This window comes from Aeromonas sp. 602396, from assembly GCF_049173735.1.
GTDB classification, from domain to species: Bacteria; Pseudomonadota; Gammaproteobacteria; order Enterobacterales; family Aeromonadaceae; genus Aeromonas; species Aeromonas veronii_A.
Genome location: NZ_JAAKSD010000006.1, coordinates 170574 through 187866, shown reverse-complemented (window position 1 = coordinate 187866; position 17293 = coordinate 170574). Strand labels below are relative to the sequence as shown.

The following is a 17293-nucleotide window of genomic DNA, read 5'->3' as shown; positions in this document are numbered from 1 at the left end:
TGTTGCGTTGAGAAAAGGGGCTGGTGGTGAAAATGAGAAGGGGGCTATTGCCCCCTTTATCCATTAACCCCGTCAGGGGGGATTAACCGCAGATTTAACCCGCTTTGGCCACCATGGCTTTCAGCTGCAGGAAGTACTGCTCGTAGAGGCGGGAGGCATCACCCACATCGGACTGGAACTCGCCCTTACGTTTGATCTCGTCGCTCGGGAAGACCATGGGGTTATTGCGAAACGCCGGGGTGAGCAGGGGAATAGCATCCTTGACCGGGGTGGGGTAGCCAATTGCCTCGGCCACCTTGGCGGCCACATCGGGGCGCATCAGGAAGTTGATCAGGGCGTGCGCCTCTTTCACATGCTTGGCCTTGGCCGGGATGGCGAGGTTATCCATCCAGAGTACCGCCCCCTCATCGGGATAGGTCATCTGGATGGAGGGGTATTCGCGCTGGGCGCCGTAGGCCGAGCCGTTCCACAGCATGCCGATATTGACCTCACCGGCGATAAAGGGGTCGGCCGGGTTGTCGGAGTTGAACGCCTTGACGTTGGGCATCAGCTTTTTCAGGTATTCGAACGCTTCGGCAATTTGCGCCTTGTCCTGGGTGTTGGGGCTGTAGCCCAGCTGCACCAGCGCGATATGGAACACCTCGCGGGCATCGTCCATCAGCAGCAGACTCTCTTTCCACTCCGGTGCCCAGAGCTGCTTCCAGCTGGTCACCGGTTGTTCGATGATATCGGTGTTGGTGCCGATCCCGGTTGCGCCCCAGATATAGGGGATGGAGTAGCGGTTGTCCGGGTCGTACTCGTGGTTGAGCAGGGTAGGGTCGAGATGCTTGAAGTTGGGCAGCTGGGCGCGATCCAGCGGCTGCAACATCCCCTCTTTGGCCATTTTCGAGATGAAGTAGGTGCTGGGCACGACCACGTCATAGCCGTCGCCATGGGTTTTCAGCTTGGCGTAGAGGGTCTCGTTGGATTCGTAGGTGGAGTAGATCACCTTGATACCGGTCTCTTGCTGGAACTGCTCCAGCAGGCCGTCCGGCACATATTCCGACCAGTTGTAGAAGTAGACCACCTTGTCGTCGGCCGCGTGAGCGCTCTGGCTCAGCAGCGGGGTGGTAAGGGTGAGGGCGGCTGCCAGCAGGGCGCCGGCCTTGTGTTGGATTGTCATCAACAACTCCTTGGGGTTATGGGGCCTTGCGGCCCACCGTGACAGAGTTCGCCAAAGGTGGCGGGGACGAAACGGGCAGGGTCAACCCTGCCGTCTACGCAGTAACAGTTGTGCCAGCAGTACCATCCCGAGGGAGGCGACCAGCATCAGGGTGGCCAGGGCGTTGACCTCGGGGGAGACCCCCACCTTGACCATGGAGTAGATCTTGAGCGGCAGGATCTCGTAGGCCGGGCCGGTCACAAAGGAGCTCACCACCACGTCGTCCAGCGACAGGGTAAAGGAGAGCAGCCAGCCCGCCATCACCGCCGGCAGCGCCAACGGCAGTATGATGCGGCGCAGGATGATCCACTCGCCAGCCCCCAGATCCCGTGCCGCCTCCAGCATCCGCACATCAAAACCGCACAGCCGCGAGTAGACGGTGATCACCACAAACGGCAGGCAGAAGGTGATGTGGGCGATCAGCAGCGACCAGAAGCCCAGCGCAATGCCGGTGACCACAAACAGAGTCAGCAGGGAGATGGCCATGACGATATCGGGGGACATCATCACCACGAACAGCATGCCGCTCACATACTGCTTGCCGCGAAAACGGTAGCGAAACAGCGCCACGGCGGTGAGGGTGCCGATCAGGGTAGCTGCGGTGGCGGTGAGGGCGGCGATGGTCAGAGAGTGCTGGGCCGCCTGCATCAGGCTGGCGCTGGCAAACAGCTTCTCATACCAGCCCAGGGTAAAGCCGCGCCAGTCGATGCCATATTTCGACAGGTTGAAGGAGTTGGCGATCAGCACCCCGATGGGTACATAGAGATAGCCAAACACCAGCAGCAGAAACAGAGCTTTCAATGCGCGCATCATGCCAGCTCCCCCTTCTTGCTGAGCAGTTTGCCCGCCCGCCAGTAGCAGTAGACCAACAGTGCCATCAGTACCGTCAGCATCACGCTGATGGCCGCACCAAAGGGCCAGTCACGGCTGTTGAGGAACTGGGTCTTGATCAGGTTGCCGATCAGCAGGTGCTTGGCGCCCCCCAGCAGATCGGAGACATAGAACATCCCCATGGCGGGCAGGAACACCAGCAGACAACCGGCTATGATGCCGGGCAGGGTGAGGGGCAAGATGATCCGCACCAGCCGCTGCCAGCCGTTGGCGCCGAGATCTCGCGCCGCCTCCAGCAAACGGCCATCCAGCTTCTCGATGCTGGAGTAGAGCGGCAGCACCATAAAGGGGAGCAGCACATAGACCAGCCCGATGATGACGGCCACCTCGGTATACATCATCTGCAGCGGCCGCTCGATGAGCCCCAGATCCAGCAGCCAGCCATTGATCAGCCCCCGGGTGCCGAGCAGCACTTTAAGCGCATAGGTACGAATGAGGGAGTTGGTCCAGAACGGCACCACTACCAGAAACAGCAGCAGCGGGCGGACACGCGCTGGCAGATGAGCCAGCAGCCAGGCAAAGGGGTAGCCCACCAGCAGGCAGATGGCGGTGGCGAGCAGCGCCAGCCAGAGGGAGTGGAGCAGCACTTCGAAATAGAGGGGGTCCAGCAGGCGGCCATAGTTGCTCAGGGTAAAGAGCGGCGCGATAAGCTCGGACTCATCGCGGGTCAGGAAGCTGACGCCGATGATCATCAGGTTGGGCAGGAAGACAAACAGCGTCAGCCAGCCCAGGATCAGAGCTATTGCCCCGTTGCGAAAGCCGTTGTGGGCAAAGCTGTGCGCTACCCGCAGATTAGTGAGGCTCATAGGGCAGCACCACCTCCCAGCTGTCGACCCAGTGGATCGCCACCTCCTGACCCAGACGGTAGTCAAAGTCGGGGTCATCCTCGTCGAAGAACTCGGAGATAAGCAGCTGTTTGCCACTTTCGAGCTCGATCACCGAATCCAGCGTCGCCCCCTTGTAGTTGCGCTCGCGGATATTGCCCCGCAGCGCACCGCTCTGATCGTCATCCTGATCGAGAATGCGCAGATCTTCCGGGCGCAGCAGCACCAGCACCTTGTCGTCTGGCTGGAACGGCAAGGTGGTATGGAGCAGGCATTCGCGCCCCTCTACCTCGGCCTGCCAGATACCGGGCTCGCGCTGGCTGATCAGCTTGCCATCCATCACATTGATCTCGCCGATAAAGCGGGCCACGAACAGGTTGGCTGGCGATTCGTAGATATCGCGCGGGGTGCCGCGCTGGATGATCTTGCCGCCCTCCATCACCAGGATGCGATCAGACATGGTGAGCGCCTCTTCCTGATCATGGGTAACGAAGACAAAGGTGATACCAAGGCGACGCTGCAGCGCCTTGAGCTCGCTCTGCATCTGCTTGCGCAGCTTGTAGTCGAGCGCCGAGAGGGATTCGTCGAGCAGCAGCAGGCGGGGCTTGTTGACCACGGCGCGGGCGATGGCGACCCGTTGCTGCTGACCGCCGGAGAGCTGATCCGGGCGGCGATTGGCCAGCTCGGTGAGCTGTACCATGGCGAGAGTCTCCTCGACCCGCTGGCGGATCTCGCTGGCCGGTACTTTCTGCATCTCGAGGCCAAAGGCGACGTTTTCAAACACCGTCATATGAGGGAAGAGCGCATAGCTCTGGAACACGGTGTTGATGTGCCTGTGTTCGGCGGGGATATGGGTGATCTCGTCACCGGCCAGATGGATGGTGCCGCCGTCGACCGATTCGAGCCCGGCCAGCAGGCGCAGCAGGGTGGTCTTGCCACAGCCGGAGGGGCCCAGCAGGGTAAGAAATTCACCGTCATAGATTTCAAGGTCAAGGTCACTCAGGATCACCTTGCCATCGTATTTTTTGCTGATCTTGTTCAGCGCGACAATTACCTGTGGATTGTTCATCATCCGCCAGTCTCACCCCAGCCAGTGGCCATCGTGTTGAAAGAGGGCCGCATTCTATGCAGCCGACACATGAAATTAAAGGCTTTTTGGCCCGAATTAGCCGCAAGTGTGCAGGAAAAACGGCTACGAATAGCAGACCAAATCGCTATAATGTGCCACCTGATTTGGTCGTTTTCGATATTGGATAGTCAATTGAGTAATAAAATGCGTATTGGCGGCTCCCTTGAGCAGTCTCTGAACCAGGGCTACCGCCTTGATCTGAAAGGGGTCATCCAGGAGGGATGGCAACAGACCCGCCGTACCGGATTTGGCCTGCTGCTGGCGATTGTCGGGGTGACGGCGATCTGGATCCTGCTCAGCAATGTGCTGCTGTTGCCCTATCTGGGGGATGACAGCCAGATGAATGTGGCCATGGTGCTGAGCCTGTTGATGACGGTGGTGATGGCCCCCATGACCAGCTCCCTCGATATGCTGGGGTTGCAGCAGTCGGTCGGGGTGCGCGCCCGTGCCAACCAGGTGTTCGACTTCTTCCGCCACTTTGTACGCCTCGGCATGTTGAGCCTGCTTGGCAGTCTGCTCACCAGCCTGTTTGGCCCGCTATTCGATCTGCTGGGATTGCCCGCCGTACTCTCATTCATTCCCTCGGCCCTGATCGGCATGGGGCTGCTCTTTACCGTACCTCTGGTGCTGGAGCGCGGCCTGACGCCGCCCCAGGCCATTCTGGTCTCTCTCAAGCTCTTTGCGCGCGGCTGGCCCAGCATTGTGTTGTTCCACGGCGTGATGACCGCGCTCTTCTTCCTGGCTCTGATCCCCATGGGGTTGGGGCTTATCTGGGTGGCACCGCTCTATTTCAACTGCAAGGGGATCCTCTATCGGGATCTCTGCGGGGTGGGGGTAGAGGTTAACGAGGTGACAGAAGGCCCTAACCATTTCAATGCATGATGCAAAAGGATGTTGAATGACCCGTCGATATGGAGTGACCAAGGCTGTGCGCCAGAGTCTGCTGGCCACGCTCTTGCTGCCTGGGCTGGCGCTGGCTGAGCCGGTGCTGGATCTGCAATACAGCACCTTCTACAGCCAGATGAAGACCTTTGCCAAAGGGGAGTTTGGTCACGCCAGACTGGGGTTTTATCTGACCGATCCGCAAAATGGTCAGCGCTGCGGCCTCACCTTTGCCCGGGTTGCAACCAACAGCAAGGAGGTCGCGGGCGAGGTAACGGTCGATAGCGAACTGCGCCTGCCTTTTGATGAGGATCTCAACCTCGACAAGGGGATCGTGACCGTTGGCCTTAAAGAAGAGCACGCCACTTGCGATATGACGGTACAGGTGATGGCTGATGCGCCGAAAGGGCCCGAGCTGCCGCTGGCCGAGCTGGCGGCCCGTCAGCAGCAGATGCAGTCGCTGCTCGACAAGATGGCGGGCATGGTCGGCAAGCACTTCCTGCCGAAGATGGAAGGGGTACGCATTACCCTGGTGCAGCAGAGCGGCACTGCTTATCTGATTGATGGCGCCCGTCAGGAGGCGCTGCCCTGGCAGGAAGGCCACCTGTTGCTGAGCAATGAGCAACTGGCCGCGTTCGCTGCCGGGCAACTGCGCCTGCAGGGTGACGTGCTGCGACTGACCCCCTGGCTGCACAAGGACTGATGCCGATGGTGTTGTCACGTTGGTAACAGGCAGGTCAAGAAAGCAAAAAAGGAGCGATTATCGCTCCTTTTTTATTGTGTGGCGTTTGCCCTGTGAGCGCGGCTTAGCGCACTTCAATCACATCCAGCATGTCCATCTCGTCGATATCCAGCAGCGGCGCCTTTGGCATATCGGGCGGATCAAAGGCCTTGTCGCCGCCATCGATGATGCCGGAGTCGCGGTTGATGCTCTTGAAGTCAAACAGCTTGTGGTCGAGCAGGTGGCTCGGGATCACGTCCTGAATGGCGGTGAACATGGTTTCGATACGACCGGGGAAGCGGCGATCCCAATCCTGCATCATCTGTTTGATGGCCTGACGCTGCAGGTTCTCCTGCGAGCCGCACAGGTTGCACGGAATGATGGGGAAGGCTTTGACGTCGGCGTAGCGGATCAGATCCTTCTCTTTGCAGTAGGCCAGCGGGCGGATCACCACGTTCTTGCCATCGTCGCTCACCAGCTTGGGCGGCATGGACTTGAGCTTGCCACCGTAGAACATGTTGAGGAACAGGGTCTCGAGGATGTCGTCGCGGTGGTGGCCAAGGGCAATCTTGGTGCAACCCAGCTCTTGGGCGGTGCGGTAGAGAATACCGCGGCGCAGCCGTGAGCAAAGAGAGCAGGTAGTTTTGCCTTCCGGTACCTTCTCCTTGACGATGGAGTAGGTATCCTCTTCAACAATCTTGTACTCGATGCCGAGGGAATCCAGATACTCGGGCAGCACATGCTCGGGGAAACCGGGCTGCTTCTGATCCAGGTTGACGGCAACCAGATCGAAATGGATGGGGGCGCTGGCTTTGAGGCTCATCAGTATGTCGAGCATACCGAAGCTGTCCTTGCCGCCTGAGAGGCAGACCATGACCTTGTCGCCCTCTTCAATCATGTTGAAGTCGGCAATGGCCTGACCCACGTTGCGCCGCAGGCGCTTCTGCAGTTTGTTAAAACTGTATTTTTCTTTGGCGTTCAGCTCTTCTAGCATGCTCGTAAAACCCGGGACACAAATAAGCGCGTTATTATAGCCATGTCCCGGGGGAGGGCAAGGTGCCAGGCACCTTATGATTGATTGCGACGACTGTCGACCGGGCAGCTGTAGTCCGCCGGTTTGAGGATCAGGATGTCGCAGGAGAGGCGGTCAATCACATGTTCGGCGGTATTGCCGAGCAAAGCTGCAGAAAGCCCGGTACGGCCGACGCAGCCCATGATCATCAGGGTCGCCTTGAGCTCTTCGGCCATATCCGGCAACACCTCTTCCGGTAGCCCCTCTGCTACCCGAGTCCAGAGATGACCGATCCCGAACTTGTCGGCATGGCTTAGCAGCAGGCTTTCGTGGTGCTTGCGGATAGCTTCGTTGTAGGCGTTGGGATCAAACTCTGGCAGCTCGATGGCCACGTTGACCGGGGTGCCCGGGTAGGTGTTGACCAGATAGAGATTGGAGCCCAGCAGCTCGGCGATGTCGCTTCCCTCTTGGGTGATCCGTTCGTTGAGCAGTTTCTGATCCGGATCGTCACTTGAGCAGTTGATGGCGGCGATGATGTTGCCGCCCCGTTGCCAGTGACCCTCTTTGACCAGCAGCACCGGACAGGGGCATTTGCGCAGCAGGTGCCAGTCGGTGGGGGTAAAGATGAAGGTTTGCAGGAAGCTGTGATGGTGAGTGGCTTTGACCACCAGATCGTGGCGCTGCTCCAGCACCTCCTGGATCACGCACTCGAAGGGACGATTGTGCCAGACCACTTTCACTTCGCACTCGATCCCCTGTGCCCGATAGGGGGTCAGGATCTCGTCCAGCCACTCACGTCGCTGTGAAATGACGCCGTCGCGCATCTCTTGCCGCTCGTCCACCGAGAGCATGGCGGTCATTTCATACGAGAAGTCATAGATGGTGAGCAGCAGGGTCAGATGGGCGTTTTCGTCCAGCTCGGCGACTTTGACTGCCCGTTCGAGGGCGATTTGGCGCTCCTCTTCTGGATTGATAACCACCAGAATATTCTGATATTTGACCATCTTCTCCTCCTTGGAAAAGTCCAATGACAGCAGAATCTTAGCCATTACAGCTTAGCGCAGGAGGAGGGTATGGGGAACGTACCGGATCACATTCCAGAGGAAAGGATCCGGCAGGGAAAGCAGGAAAAAAGTGAGAGGGTAAGCGGAAAAATCAGCCGCAGGGCGGGCGAGTTGCACCGGCCATCATGCCCAGCGCGACCTGATCCAGTACGGTAATGTATTTGCCTTTAACGCTGATGAGACCGGACTTCTGGAAACGGCCGAGCAGACGACTGATGGTCTCAACGGTCAGCCCCAGATAGTTGCCAATGTCACCACGGGTCATGGATAGACGGAACTCCTTGGCGGAGAAGCCGCGTTCGGAGAAGCGTACCGACAGATTGTGCAGGAAGGCGGCGAGGCGCTCTTCGGCATTCTTCTTGGAGAGCAGCAGGATCATCTCCTGATCGCCCATGATTTCGTTGCTCATCAGACGCATGATCTGCTGGCGCAGCTTGGGCATCTTGCCGGAGAGATCATCCAGCACTTCAAAGGGGATCTCGCACACCATGGCGGTTTCCAGCGCCTGGGCGAAGGAGGGGTGTGCTTGTTTGTGGATGGCATCAAAACCGACCAGATCGCCAGCGAGGTGGAACGCGGTGATCTGCTCATCCCCTTGCTCGGTGATGGTGTAAGACTTGATGGTCCCGGAACGGATGGCATAGAGCGATTTGAACTCATCGCCAGCCTTGAACAGCTCTTCACCCTTCTGGATCGGCTTCTTGCGCTCGATGATGCTGTCCAGCTGATCAAGCTCGTTGTCGTTCAGAGTGAAGGGAATACAGAGCTGACTGATGCTGCAATCCTGGCAATGAATTGCACAGCCACCGCTCTGGATACGTCTGCCAGGTTTCTTTTCCGGGATCATAGGCTCATACGAATAATTGATTTATATCAAACAAGTTTACCATCAACTCATCCGTTTTGGATAGGGTTTCAAAAGGAAGCAATGCCAATCCAGAAGGTATGCACCCCGAACAAAATGAGCAGCAGGGCACCGCCAAGGCGCAAACTGCGCAGGGTGAGCCAGTATCTCAGGCGATCGGCGAGCCCGCCCAACGCAAACAGGGTGGGCAGGGTGCCGAGGCCAAAAAATAGCATGATGAGCGCCCCGCCACTGGCCGAACCCGCCGCTGCGCTCCAGGTCAGCATGGAGTAGACCAGCCCGCAGGGGAGCCAACCCCACACCATGCCAAAGGGCAGTGCCTGCACAGGTGAGGTGAAGGGGATAAATTTGCCCGCCAGCGGTTTGATACGTGGCCAAAATCTGGCGCCGAGCCGCTCCAGCAGCAAGATCCCTTGCCACCAGCCCGCCAGATAGAGACCAAGCGCAATCATCAATAGCGCTGCCACGAGACGCAAGCCGGCAATAGCGTGTTTGCCAGCGCCCAGCTCACTGGTGGTTGCGAGCAGGCCGCCCACCAGTGCACCTGCAATGACATAGCTCAGGATCCGGCCGAGGTTGTAGTTGAGCAGATAGGCGAGCCGCCCCCAGAAGTGTTGTTTGTTGGCGGGGATTGCCATGGAGAGCGCGGCGGAGACGCCACCACACATGCCGATGCAGTGGGCGGAGCCTGCCAGTCCGACCAGCAGGGCGCCGGCCAGATCAAGGTTGTGGGTCATGGTCAGCAGGCTTTGCGGGTTTGTGGGTGGGTTGCTCTTCGTCAAACAGGATGTTGGAACCCTGCCGGTCGAGATCTTCAAACTGCTCGGAGCGAATGGCCCAGAAGAAGACGACCCCGGCGATGATCACAAACAGGATGGCGATGGGGATCAGGACAAAAATTATATTCATGAGAGGTACCTTGGCGTTCTTCCTTGGCAAGCGTCCCCTATGGTAACCCTGTTCGGGCAGGGGGCCAGCCGCTATCAATTAGAAATGTGGCCTGCATCGAAGGCAGGCCACATTTTCAGCTATTTTCCGCCACCAGCCTCATCGGTTGAGGCGCATGGAGTTGGTTACCACGATGAGTGAGCTGAGCGACATGCCCGCCGCCGCCAGATAGGGGGGCAGCCAGCCGCAGGCCGCCAGCGGCAACACCAGCAGGTTGTAACCGATGGACCAGGCGAAGTTCTCGATGATGATCTTGCGGGTACGCATTGCCAGCACTCTGGCCTCGAGCAGTCGGCTCAGGTCATCGGCCAGCAGGATGGCATCGGCGCTGTTTTTCGCCAGATCGGTGCCACCAGCCATGGCAAACGAGGCGTGCGCTCCGGCCAGTACCGGGGCGTCGTTGATGCCATCGCCCACCATGATGCTGATATCCCCCTGGGCTTCCCGGGCCTTGAGGTAGGTCAGCTTGCCATCGGGTGAGACCCCCTTGACCAGCTCATCCACGCCCAGCTCGCGGGCAATCTCGTCTGCCTGAAAAGAGCTGTCGCCAGTCAGCACGGTAGTTTGCAGACCTGCCGCCTTGAATGCCGCGATCAGCGCCCTGGCATCGGGGCGCAGGGTATCTTCCAGATTGAAGCGGGCCAAGACCTGCTGCTCGTCGGCCAGATAGATAGCCAGACCGCGGCCGCGTTCTTGCGCCGGATCCAGCCCAAGCCAGCGGGCACTGCCGATGCGGTAACGTACGCCATCCACCAGCGCTGTGATGCCGTGACCGATGACAGGGGTGATCTCGCGGGCGGATGGCAGCACACTGATACTGTCGGCAGGTAGCCGGAAGGCGCGAGCTATGGGGTGCTCGGATTGCGCCTCCATGGCCCGGGCGATGGCGAGGCAGTGCGTCTCGTCCATCTCTGCCAAGGTGGTGGTGCCGGTCAGACTGATCTCACCGGTGGTCAGGGTGCCAGTCTTGTCCATCACGATCCGGTTTGCCTTGGTCAGCACGTCCAGCACATGACCACGGCGCAGCAGAATGCCGTTGCGGGTCAGATTGGCGGTGGCCGAGGTTAGCGCCGTCGGAGTGGCCAGCGACAGGGCACAGGGGCAAGTGGCAACCAGCACGGCGAGGGTGACCCAGAACGCCTGATCCGGTTGATGGAAGTGCCAGAAAGTCCAAACCGCGGCGGCAATGATCAGCAGCACCAGAATAAAGTGGCGCGACAGCTGATCCGCCATCTGGGCGATGGCCGGTTTATCATCGAGGGCGTGATCCTGCAGCCGCATGATCTGGGCGATCCGCGACTCTTCGATACGGTGGCTGACCCGGATCTGCAGCGGGGCATCCGTGTTGATGGTGCCGGCATAGACCTGATCACCGCGCTGTTTGAGCAGGGGCAGCTGTTCACCGGTCAGCATGGATTCGTTGAGGCTGGCTTGCCCTTCGACAATGATGCCATCCGCCGGCAAGGTGGCGCCAGCCAGCACACGTACCCGATCGCCGACCTGCAAGGTCTTGGCCGCTACCTCATGTTCCCCTTCCTCATCGATGCGGGTCGCCATGATGGGCACCAGTCGCGCCAGGTTGGAGCTCGACTCCGACGCCTTGCGCCGGGCCCGCAACTCGAGAAAGCGCCCCAGCAGCAGGAAGAAGACGAACATGGTGATGGAGTCGTAATAGACCTCACCGGTATTGAACACGGTGGCCCACATGGAGGCGATAAAAGCCCCGATCAGCGCCAGCGACACCGACACATCCATCGACAGGTGACCCTGCTTCAGGCTGCGCCAGGCCCCCACGTAAAAGGGCTGGGCCGAGTAGATCATGATGGGGGTGGAGAGCAGCAGGCTTATCCACTTGAAGTAGACCATGAACTCATCTTCAACGCTGATGAAGAGATCCATGTAGAGAGCCACGGCGCACATCATCACCTGCATTGAGCCCAGCCCCGCCAGAGCCAGCCGGAACATATAGCTGCGCACCTCTTTGGCGTAGAGCGCCTCCTGTTGATGGGTCTGGAACGGGTAGGCCCGATAGCCGATCTGGGCAAATCCCTTGAGGATGTCACTCAGGGAGAGTTGGTCCGGATCCCACTTGATGCGGGCCCGGTGGGTGGTGGTGTTGACGTTGATGTAGCGCAAGCCGCCAAGGGTCATCAGGTGGCGTTCGATAAGCCAGGCACAGGCGGCGCAGGTGAGCCCTTCAACTGTCAGCTGGATTTCGCGAAGGGTACCGCTGTCGGTGACAAACTCCTGTTGCACTTCTGCCAGATCGTAGTGGGTGAGGGCGGCCAGCTCTTCGGGCACCAGATCGCCCTTGGTGCCAGGAGCGGTGCGGTGATCGTAGTAACTGGCGAGGCCGCACTCCATGATGGTTTCTGCCACCGCCTGACAACCGGGGCAGCACATGGGGCGAACAATCCCCTTTATCTCGAGGGAATAGCCACTATTAGCGGGTACCGGCTCGCCACAGTGAAAGCAGGGGGTCATGCGTTATGCCTCCCTGAATGCAGAATGCAAGCTGCAGGGGCGCTGGCGAACACCGGCTCGCCACAGTGAGAACAGCCGGTCATGGCTTAGCGTCCTTTCGGGTCGAGTTCGACAGGGGCCTGGGTGGGCAACTGGACGGTCTCTTGCAATCGCCACTCGTGATCGAAAGCATCGACCCGAATGTGCCACTTGCCGACCAGCGGCTTGTCGAAATGGAGGCGATAGGTGCCGCTCGCATCGGCGGTGATCATGTGTTCGCTGTCCTGACCGGCCAAGGTCGGGTGGAACAATGAGAGATAGAGAGCTTGCCCGGCAGGAATGTCACCGCTGATGGGTTTGAGGATCAGCTCGTTGCCGTCAACCTCCAGCACAAAGCGGATATTGAGTGCTTCGGAGCGGTCAAACTTGCTCAAGTCCTGATTGATCTCTTTCCCTTGTTTGTAATAGTCCTCGGCCACCAGATTGACCCCATCCTTGCTGGCGATGATGGCGGTGGCGATGCTGCCGACAACGGCGGCAGTGGGGAGGGCGATGATAAACCAGGGCCAGAATTGGCGATACCACGGTTTGGATAGAGGTTGGGTCATGATTGCTACTGCCATGAAACGAATGATTAACGTGGAAGATGGTTTTTACGCAACACAAGATAACAAAAAGCCTCGAGGAGTCGAGGCTTTTTGCTGTGTAATCACGTGTTTATCACATGTTACAACGTTACGGGCGAACCTTATTTGGCAGACTGTTGATGAGACAGGCTGTAAACGTAGGAGGCCAGCAGGTGAACCTTGTCCTCACCCAGAATGTCTTTCCAGGCTGGCATCACACCGTGACGACCGTGGGTGATGGTTTGTACCACCACTTCGCGGGAGCCACCGTAGAGCCAGGTGTTGTTGGTCAGATCTGGCGCACCGACGGCAACACCGCCCTTGGCATCGGCCCCGTGGCAGGCAGCGCAGATGGCAAAGCGTGCTTCACCTTTCTTCGCTTCCACCAGGTCGACCTTGCGACCGGAGAGGCTCAGCACATAGGAGGCCACTTCCTGAACGCCATCTTTGCCGAGGATTTCACCCCAGGCAGCCATGATCCCCTGACGACCGCCCATGATGGTGGTCTTGATTTGATCAGGCTGGCCGCCCCATTGCCATTCGCTGTCGGTCAGGTTCGGGAAACCGCGACCACCGCGGGCGTCAGAGCCGTGGCACTGGGAGCAGTTCTGCAGGAACAGACGCTGACCCACTTTCAGGGCTTCCGGATCCTTGGCGATCTCGGTGATGGCACGATAGGTTTTGCCATCCGCTTCGTAGGTGAGTTCACGGAACTTGGCGCCGTAGATCTCGTCAGCCTTGGCGACCTCACGGTCATACTCCACCGCGCGACCTTCAGCCTTGGCCGATTCGGTTGCAGCTTTGGACTCGGCCAGCGAGCGCACGTCCTGGTTGGAACTTTGCCAGCCCAGCAGGCCTTTGAAGTTGCCAAGCCCCGGGAAGGCGATCAAATAAACCAGACCGGTGACGATGAAGAAGAGGAACATGTAAGTCCACCACTTCGGCAGCGGGTTGTTGATCTCCTCGATGCCATCGAAGGAGTGACCCATCGATTTGCCTTCTTCAACACCCATCTTGTCCTTGCGGCACCACATCAGCAGCAAGAAGCAGCCGAGGATGGTTCCCAGACTGATGACAGTCACAAAAATGCTAAACAGAGTGCTCATTATTGTTTCGCTCCTGCGTTCTTTTTATCAGCACCGGGTTGCTCATCATCGGCAAAAACCAAATTGGCAGCCTCGTCGAAAGAGGTCTTGCGGCGTTTGCTGTAGGCCCAGACGATGATGCCAATCATGATGGCCATCAACAGCAAGGTATACAGACCGCGAAATGTGCCGTAGTCCATTTTCGCCTCCTTATTTCAGGGCATGACCCAGTGATTGCAGATAGGCCACCAGCGCATCCAGCTCGGTTTTGCCCTTGACGGCTTCGCCAGCACCCTGAATATCGGCGTCGGTATAGGGCACACCGAAGTGATCGCGGAACAGCGCCAGTTTTTTGCCGGTCATCTCGCCAGTCAGCACATTGGTATCAAGCCAGGGATAGGCGGGCATGTTGGATTCCGGTACCACATCGCGCGGGTTGATCAGGTGAACCTTGTGCCACTCGTCGGAGTACCGGCCACCGACACGGGCCAGATCCGGACCTGTACGCTTGGAACCCCACAGGAAGGGGTGTTCCCAGACGCTCTCACCGGCGACCGAGTAGTGACCGTAACGCTCGGTTTCGGCACGGAACGGACGGATCATCTGGCTGTGGCAGTTGGTGCAGCCTTCGCGAATGAAGATGTCGCGTCCTTCCATCTGCAGAGCGGTGTAGGGCTTGAGGCCCTCCACCGGCTCGGTGGTTTGCTTTTGGAAGAACAGCGGAGTGATTTCAACCAGGCCCCCCAGACTGATGGCGAAGATGATGCCGACCACCAGCATGGGAACGCTTTTTTCAAATATTTCGTGACGGTTATTGTTGCTCATGGGTTGACCTCTTCAATCATGCTGGCTGGGCGACAGGTTCCAGAGAACCTTTGGGCGCAGTGATGGTGCGATAGGCGTTGTAAGCCATCAGCAACATGCCGGTGACGAAGAAGCAGCCACCCAGGAAGCGCACGAAATAGAAGGGATAGGATGCCTGCAACGCTTCAACGAAGCTGTAGGTCAGGGTGCCGTCTTCGTTGACTGCACGCCACATCAGGCCCTGCATCACGCCGGAAATCCACATGGCAACGATGTAGAGCACGGTGCCCACGGTCGCCAGCCAGAAGTGAACGTTGATCAGCTTGACGCTGTACATCCTGCCCTGGCCGAACAAGTTCGGGATCAGGTGATAGACAGCACCGATGGAGACCATGGCAACCCAGCCCAGCGCACCGGAGTGAACGTGACCAACGGTCCAGTCGGTGTAGTGGGAGAGGGCGTTGACGGTTTTGATCGCCATCATCGGGCCTTCGAAGGTCGACATGCCGTAGAAAGAGAGGGAGACGATCAGGAAGCGCAGGATGGGGTCATAACGCAGTTTGTGCCAGGCACCGGAGAGGGTCATGATGCCGTTGATCATGCCGCCCCAGGAGGGTACGAACAGGATCAGGGACATCACCATGCCCAGCGACTGAGCCCAGTCAGGCAGTGCGGTGTAGTGCAGGTGGTGCGGACCGGCCCAGATATAGAGGGAGATCAGCGCCCAGAAGTGGACGATGGAGAGGCGATAGGAGTAAACCGGACGACCCGCCTGCTTGGGCACGAAGTAGTACATCATCCCCAGGAAGCCGGCGGTCAGCAGGAAGCCTACCGCGTTGTGGCCATACCACCACTGCACCATGGCGTCCATGGCGCCGGAGTACATGGAGTAGGACTTCATGCCGGAGAGGGGCACTTCCATGTTGTTGACAATGTGCAGCACCGCAACGGTGATGATGAAGGCGCCGAAGAACCAGTTCGCCACATAGATGTGGGAGGTGGTGCGCTTCATCAGTGTGCCGAAGAAGACGATGGCATAGGCGACCCATACCACAGTGATGGCGATATCAATCGGCCACTCCAGCTCGGCATACTCTTTGGCGGAGGTGTAACCCAGCGGCAGAGAGATGGCGGCAGAGAGGATGATTGCTTGCCAGCCCCAGAAGACGAAGGTTGCCAGCGGGCCACCAAACAGTCTGGTTTGACAGGTGCGCTGCACCACGTAAAACGAGGTGGCCATGAGTGCACTGACGCCGAAGGCGAAGATCACTGCGTTGGTATGGAGGGGCCGCAGACGACTGTAAGTCAGCCACGGGGTCTCGAAGTTGAGGGCAGGCCAGATCAACTGGGCTGCGATCAGTACGCCAACCGACATGCCGACAATTCCCCAGACAATCGTCATGACGGTAAACTGGCGAACAACGGTGTAGTTGTACTCAGGATGGTTAGTTGTATGGCTCATCGTTATATTCCGCTTCCGATGCTGCTGTTGTTTGGTTTTGTATCCGGAGAACCGGACTGGCTTCATCAGCCACCGCCGACCAGTTGTTAACATCTGTTAACGAAAGGAAAAGCAAAAGATGGCTAAATGAAAACTGCATGGGAATGATACTGAAGTGACAGGTAAAATAACAGTATAAACAGTGATATATTTGGCTCCGTCCGGTCTCGATATGGCAGTTTTTTACCTTGTTCGAGATCACAAAAAACTATTTTAATTGCATCTTAATCGGGCTGTTTTTGATGAAAGAGAGACTTACCGCACGTAAAGTTTTGCACCTCGTACTGGTATTGGCGCTGTTATTGGCGCTGATGGCCTATCGCACCTGGTTTTCGGTCGATAACAGCGTCTCTGCTGACCAGACAAAAGATCAGATTTGTGATCTTTCCCACACCCCTTGCAGCGCGCTGATTGGTGACAAGTCGCTGACGGTCGCCATCAAGGAATTACCGCTGCGCGCTGAACATGACTTTGTCATCGCTATTAGCGGCGGCGATCCGGCCATCAAACCGGTGAAAGCGACACTCGAAGGCAAAGATATGTTTATGGGCACCATTCCGGTGAACTTTGAACAAATAGACGGACAGTGGCAGGGGGTAACCCAGGTGGGGAGTTGTACATCACCCGTCATGATCTGGTTGTTAAATATCGAGTGGAGTAATGGTCAACGCCAGCAATTGGCGCTTTCCGTTGCCCGGGAATAACGGCGCAAGGAGCGGGGAGTGGAAAAAATATTTGAAATTTCCCGGCCAGGCGTTACCTTCCCCAAACCATCAGGGAGTGAAGTTCATTTAATCATGATTGAAAAACAACCATTTTATCGCACCCTCAACCAGCAGGCCAAGGCGCTGCTGGAGGGGGAAACCGATCTGATTGCCAATCTGGCCAACCTCTCCGCACTGCTGAATCAGGAGCTGGCGGAGATCAACTGGGTCGGTTTTTATCTGTTGCAGGGCGAGACCCTGGTATTGGGGCCATTTCAGGGCAAACCGGCCTGCGTGCGGATCCCGGTCGGCCGCGGGGTGTGTGGTACGGCAGTGGCAGAGGGGAGAACCCAGCTCATTGACGATGTCCACCAGTTCGATGGTCACATCGCTTGCGATGGCGCGAGCAACTCGGAAATCGTGATCCCGGTGCGCCGTGGTGGCGAGATCATCGGGGTACTCGATATCGATAGTCCGATTTTTAACCGTTTCAACCAGGAAGACCGGATTGGCCTCGAAGAAACGGTGCAAATTTTGGAAAGCATGCTCTAAGTCATTGCTAGATGGTTCGCA

19 protein-coding genes are annotated in these 17293 nt (G+C 58.1%); 4 read left to right on the top strand and 15 right to left on the bottom strand.

Features of this window, described 5'->3' with window-relative positions:
- Positions 1-94 precede the first annotated feature (94 nt).
- The 4 genes from G5229_RS10135 to potA form a co-directional block, all read right to left on the bottom strand.
- Positions 95-1162, bottom strand: coding sequence for an extracellular solute-binding protein (locus tag G5229_RS10135; RefSeq protein WP_081250356.1), 1068 nt, complete (start codon positions 1160-1162; stop codon positions 95-97).
- 81 nt (positions 1163-1243) lie between these two features.
- Positions 1244-2014, bottom strand: coding sequence for a spermidine/putrescine ABC transporter permease PotC (gene potC / locus G5229_RS10130; RefSeq protein ID WP_041207811.1), 771 nt, complete (start codon positions 2012-2014; stop codon positions 1244-1246).
- Complete coding sequence (potB, locus tag G5229_RS10125; RefSeq protein WP_139438369.1) at positions 2011-2898, bottom strand: spermidine/putrescine ABC transporter permease PotB; 888 nt, start codon at positions 2896-2898, stop codon at positions 2011-2013. The genes potC and potB overlap by 4 nt, the downstream gene beginning before the upstream one ends.
- Positions 2885-3988: a spermidine/putrescine ABC transporter ATP-binding protein PotA gene (potA, locus tag G5229_RS10120; RefSeq protein ID WP_005351940.1), complete on the bottom strand. Its 1104-nt coding sequence runs from the start codon at positions 3986-3988 to the stop codon at positions 2885-2887. Before potA ends, potB begins: the two co-directional genes overlap by 14 nt.
- 201 nt (positions 3989-4189) lie before the next feature.
- Here potA and G5229_RS10115 point away from each other — a divergent pair, with 201 nt between their 5' ends.
- Positions 4190-4927, top strand: coding sequence for a hypothetical protein (locus G5229_RS10115; protein WP_005351939.1), 738 nt, complete (start codon positions 4190-4192; stop codon positions 4925-4927).
- Between the two features lie 16 nt (positions 4928-4943).
- The gene (locus tag G5229_RS10110) at positions 4944-5630 is read left to right on the top strand and encodes a DUF2987 domain-containing protein (protein WP_421209050.1); all 687 of its coding nucleotides are present in this window, start codon (positions 4944-4946) and stop codon (positions 5628-5630) included.
- 103 nt (positions 5631-5733) lie between these two features.
- Here the strand turns inward: G5229_RS10110 and ttcA are convergent, their stop codons facing one another.
- The 11 genes from ttcA to ccoN form a co-directional block, all read right to left on the bottom strand.
- The gene (ttcA, locus tag G5229_RS10105; RefSeq protein WP_421172914.1) at positions 5734-6642 is read right to left on the bottom strand and encodes a tRNA 2-thiocytidine(32) synthetase TtcA; all 909 of its coding nucleotides are present in this window, start codon (positions 6640-6642) and stop codon (positions 5734-5736) included.
- A gap of 74 nt (positions 6643-6716) precedes the next feature.
- Complete coding sequence (gene uspE, locus G5229_RS10100) at positions 6717-7664, bottom strand: universal stress protein UspE (RefSeq protein WP_005345417.1); 948 nt, start codon at positions 7662-7664, stop codon at positions 6717-6719.
- A 151-nt stretch (positions 7665-7815) separates the two neighbouring features.
- Entirely contained in the window at positions 7816-8571 is a 756-nt protein-coding gene (locus G5229_RS10095; RefSeq protein ID WP_005336632.1) for an FNR family transcription factor, read from the bottom strand.
- A 68-nt stretch (positions 8572-8639) separates the two neighbouring features.
- Positions 8640-9326, bottom strand: coding sequence for a sulfite exporter TauE/SafE family protein (locus G5229_RS10090; RefSeq protein WP_279502064.1), 687 nt, complete (start codon positions 9324-9326; stop codon positions 8640-8642).
- Positions 9310-9498, bottom strand: a complete 189-nt coding sequence (ccoS, locus tag G5229_RS10085; RefSeq protein WP_005360558.1) for a cbb3-type cytochrome oxidase assembly protein CcoS — start codon at positions 9496-9498, stop codon at positions 9310-9312. Before ccoS ends, G5229_RS10090 begins: the two co-directional genes overlap by 17 nt.
- Positions 9499-9636: 138 nt before the next feature.
- The gene (locus G5229_RS10080; protein ID WP_421209049.1) at positions 9637-12021 is read right to left on the bottom strand and encodes a heavy metal translocating P-type ATPase; all 2385 of its coding nucleotides are present in this window, start codon (positions 12019-12021) and stop codon (positions 9637-9639) included.
- Between the two features lie 86 nt (positions 12022-12107).
- Positions 12108-12608, bottom strand: coding sequence for a FixH family protein (locus tag G5229_RS10075; RefSeq protein WP_216978777.1), 501 nt, complete (start codon positions 12606-12608; stop codon positions 12108-12110).
- Between the two features lie 140 nt (positions 12609-12748).
- Positions 12749-13732, bottom strand: a complete 984-nt coding sequence (ccoP, locus tag G5229_RS10070; RefSeq protein ID WP_019446377.1) for a cytochrome-c oxidase, cbb3-type subunit III — start codon at positions 13730-13732, stop codon at positions 12749-12751.
- Complete coding sequence (locus G5229_RS10065; RefSeq protein ID WP_005336620.1) at positions 13732-13911, bottom strand: CcoQ/FixQ family Cbb3-type cytochrome c oxidase assembly chaperone; 180 nt, start codon at positions 13909-13911, stop codon at positions 13732-13734. Before G5229_RS10065 ends, ccoP begins: the two co-directional genes overlap by 1 nt.
- 10 nt (positions 13912-13921) lie before the next feature.
- Entirely contained in the window at positions 13922-14536 is a 615-nt protein-coding gene (gene ccoO, locus G5229_RS10060) for a cytochrome-c oxidase, cbb3-type subunit II (protein WP_021230095.1), read from the bottom strand.
- 16 nt (positions 14537-14552) lie between these two features.
- Positions 14553-15977, bottom strand: a complete 1425-nt coding sequence (gene ccoN / locus G5229_RS10055) for a cytochrome-c oxidase, cbb3-type subunit I (RefSeq protein WP_005336616.1) — start codon at positions 15975-15977, stop codon at positions 14553-14555.
- Positions 15978-16258: 281 nt separating this feature from the next.
- On the opposite strand from ccoN, the gene G5229_RS10050 reads away from it, so the two are divergent.
- Both G5229_RS10050 and G5229_RS10045 read left to right on the top strand, forming a co-directional pair.
- The gene (locus tag G5229_RS10050; protein WP_040065751.1) at positions 16259-16720 is read left to right on the top strand and encodes a hypothetical protein; all 462 of its coding nucleotides are present in this window, start codon (positions 16259-16261) and stop codon (positions 16718-16720) included.
- A gap of 93 nt (positions 16721-16813) precedes the next feature.
- Positions 16814-17272 carry a GAF domain-containing protein gene (locus G5229_RS10045; protein WP_216978778.1) on the top strand — a complete coding sequence of 153 codons (459 nt, stop codon included), beginning with the start codon at positions 16814-16816 and terminating at the stop codon, positions 17270-17272.
- Positions 17273-17293 lie beyond the last annotated feature (21 nt).

What these genes read in the sequence shown, in the direction of transcription:
- G5229_RS10135 (WP_081250356.1), bottom strand. Translation starts at nt 1,162, where the DNA reads ATGACAATCCAACACAAGGCCGGCGCCCTGCTGGCAGCCGCCCTCACC.
- potC (WP_041207811.1), bottom strand. Translation starts at nt 2,014, where the DNA reads ATGATGCGCGCATTGAAAGCTCTGTTTCTGCTGCTGGTGTTTGGCTAT.
- potB (WP_139438369.1), bottom strand. Translation starts at nt 2,898, where the DNA reads ATGAGCCTCACTAATCTGCGGGTAGCGCACAGCTTTGCCCACAACGGC.
- potA (WP_005351940.1), bottom strand. Translation starts at nt 3,988, where the DNA reads ATGATGAACAATCCACAGGTAATTGTCGCGCTGAACAAGATCAGCAAA.
- G5229_RS10115 (WP_005351939.1), top strand. Translation starts at nt 4,190, where the DNA reads ATGCGTATTGGCGGCTCCCTTGAGCAGTCTCTGAACCAGGGCTACCGC.
- G5229_RS10110 (WP_421209050.1), top strand. Translation starts at nt 4,944, where the DNA reads ATGACCCGTCGATATGGAGTGACCAAGGCTGTGCGCCAGAGTCTGCTG.
- ttcA (WP_421172914.1), bottom strand. Translation starts at nt 6,642, where the DNA reads ATGCTAGAAGAGCTGAACGCCAAAGAAAAATACAGTTTTAACAAACTG.
- uspE (WP_005345417.1), bottom strand. Translation starts at nt 7,664, where the DNA reads ATGGTCAAATATCAGAATATTCTGGTGGTTATCAATCCAGAAGAGGAG.
- G5229_RS10095 (WP_005336632.1), bottom strand. Translation starts at nt 8,571, where the DNA reads ATGATCCCGGAAAAGAAACCTGGCAGACGTATCCAGAGCGGTGGCTGT.
- G5229_RS10090 (WP_279502064.1), bottom strand. Translation starts at nt 9,326, where the DNA reads ATGACCCACAACCTTGATCTGGCCGGCGCCCTGCTGGTCGGACTGGCA.
- ccoS (WP_005360558.1), bottom strand. Translation starts at nt 9,498, where the DNA reads ATGAATATAATTTTTGTCCTGATCCCCATCGCCATCCTGTTTGTGATC.
- G5229_RS10080 (WP_421209049.1), bottom strand. Translation starts at nt 12,021, where the DNA reads ATGACCCCCTGCTTTCACTGTGGCGAGCCGGTACCCGCTAATAGTGGC.
- G5229_RS10075 (WP_216978777.1), bottom strand. Translation starts at nt 12,608, where the DNA reads ATGACCCAACCTCTATCCAAACCGTGGTATCGCCAATTCTGGCCCTGG.
- ccoP (WP_019446377.1), bottom strand. Translation starts at nt 13,732, where the DNA reads ATGAGCACTCTGTTTAGCATTTTTGTGACTGTCATCAGTCTGGGAACC.
- G5229_RS10065 (WP_005336620.1), bottom strand. Translation starts at nt 13,911, where the DNA reads ATGGACTACGGCACATTTCGCGGTCTGTATACCTTGCTGTTGATGGCC.
- ccoO (WP_021230095.1), bottom strand. Translation starts at nt 14,536, where the DNA reads ATGAGCAACAATAACCGTCACGAAATATTTGAAAAAAGCGTTCCCATG.
- ccoN (WP_005336616.1), bottom strand. Translation starts at nt 15,977, where the DNA reads ATGAGCCATACAACTAACCATCCTGAGTACAACTACACCGTTGTTCGC.
- G5229_RS10050 (WP_040065751.1), top strand. Translation starts at nt 16,259, where the DNA reads ATGAAAGAGAGACTTACCGCACGTAAAGTTTTGCACCTCGTACTGGTA.
- G5229_RS10045 (WP_216978778.1), top strand. Translation starts at nt 16,814, where the DNA reads ATGATTGAAAAACAACCATTTTATCGCACCCTCAACCAGCAGGCCAAG.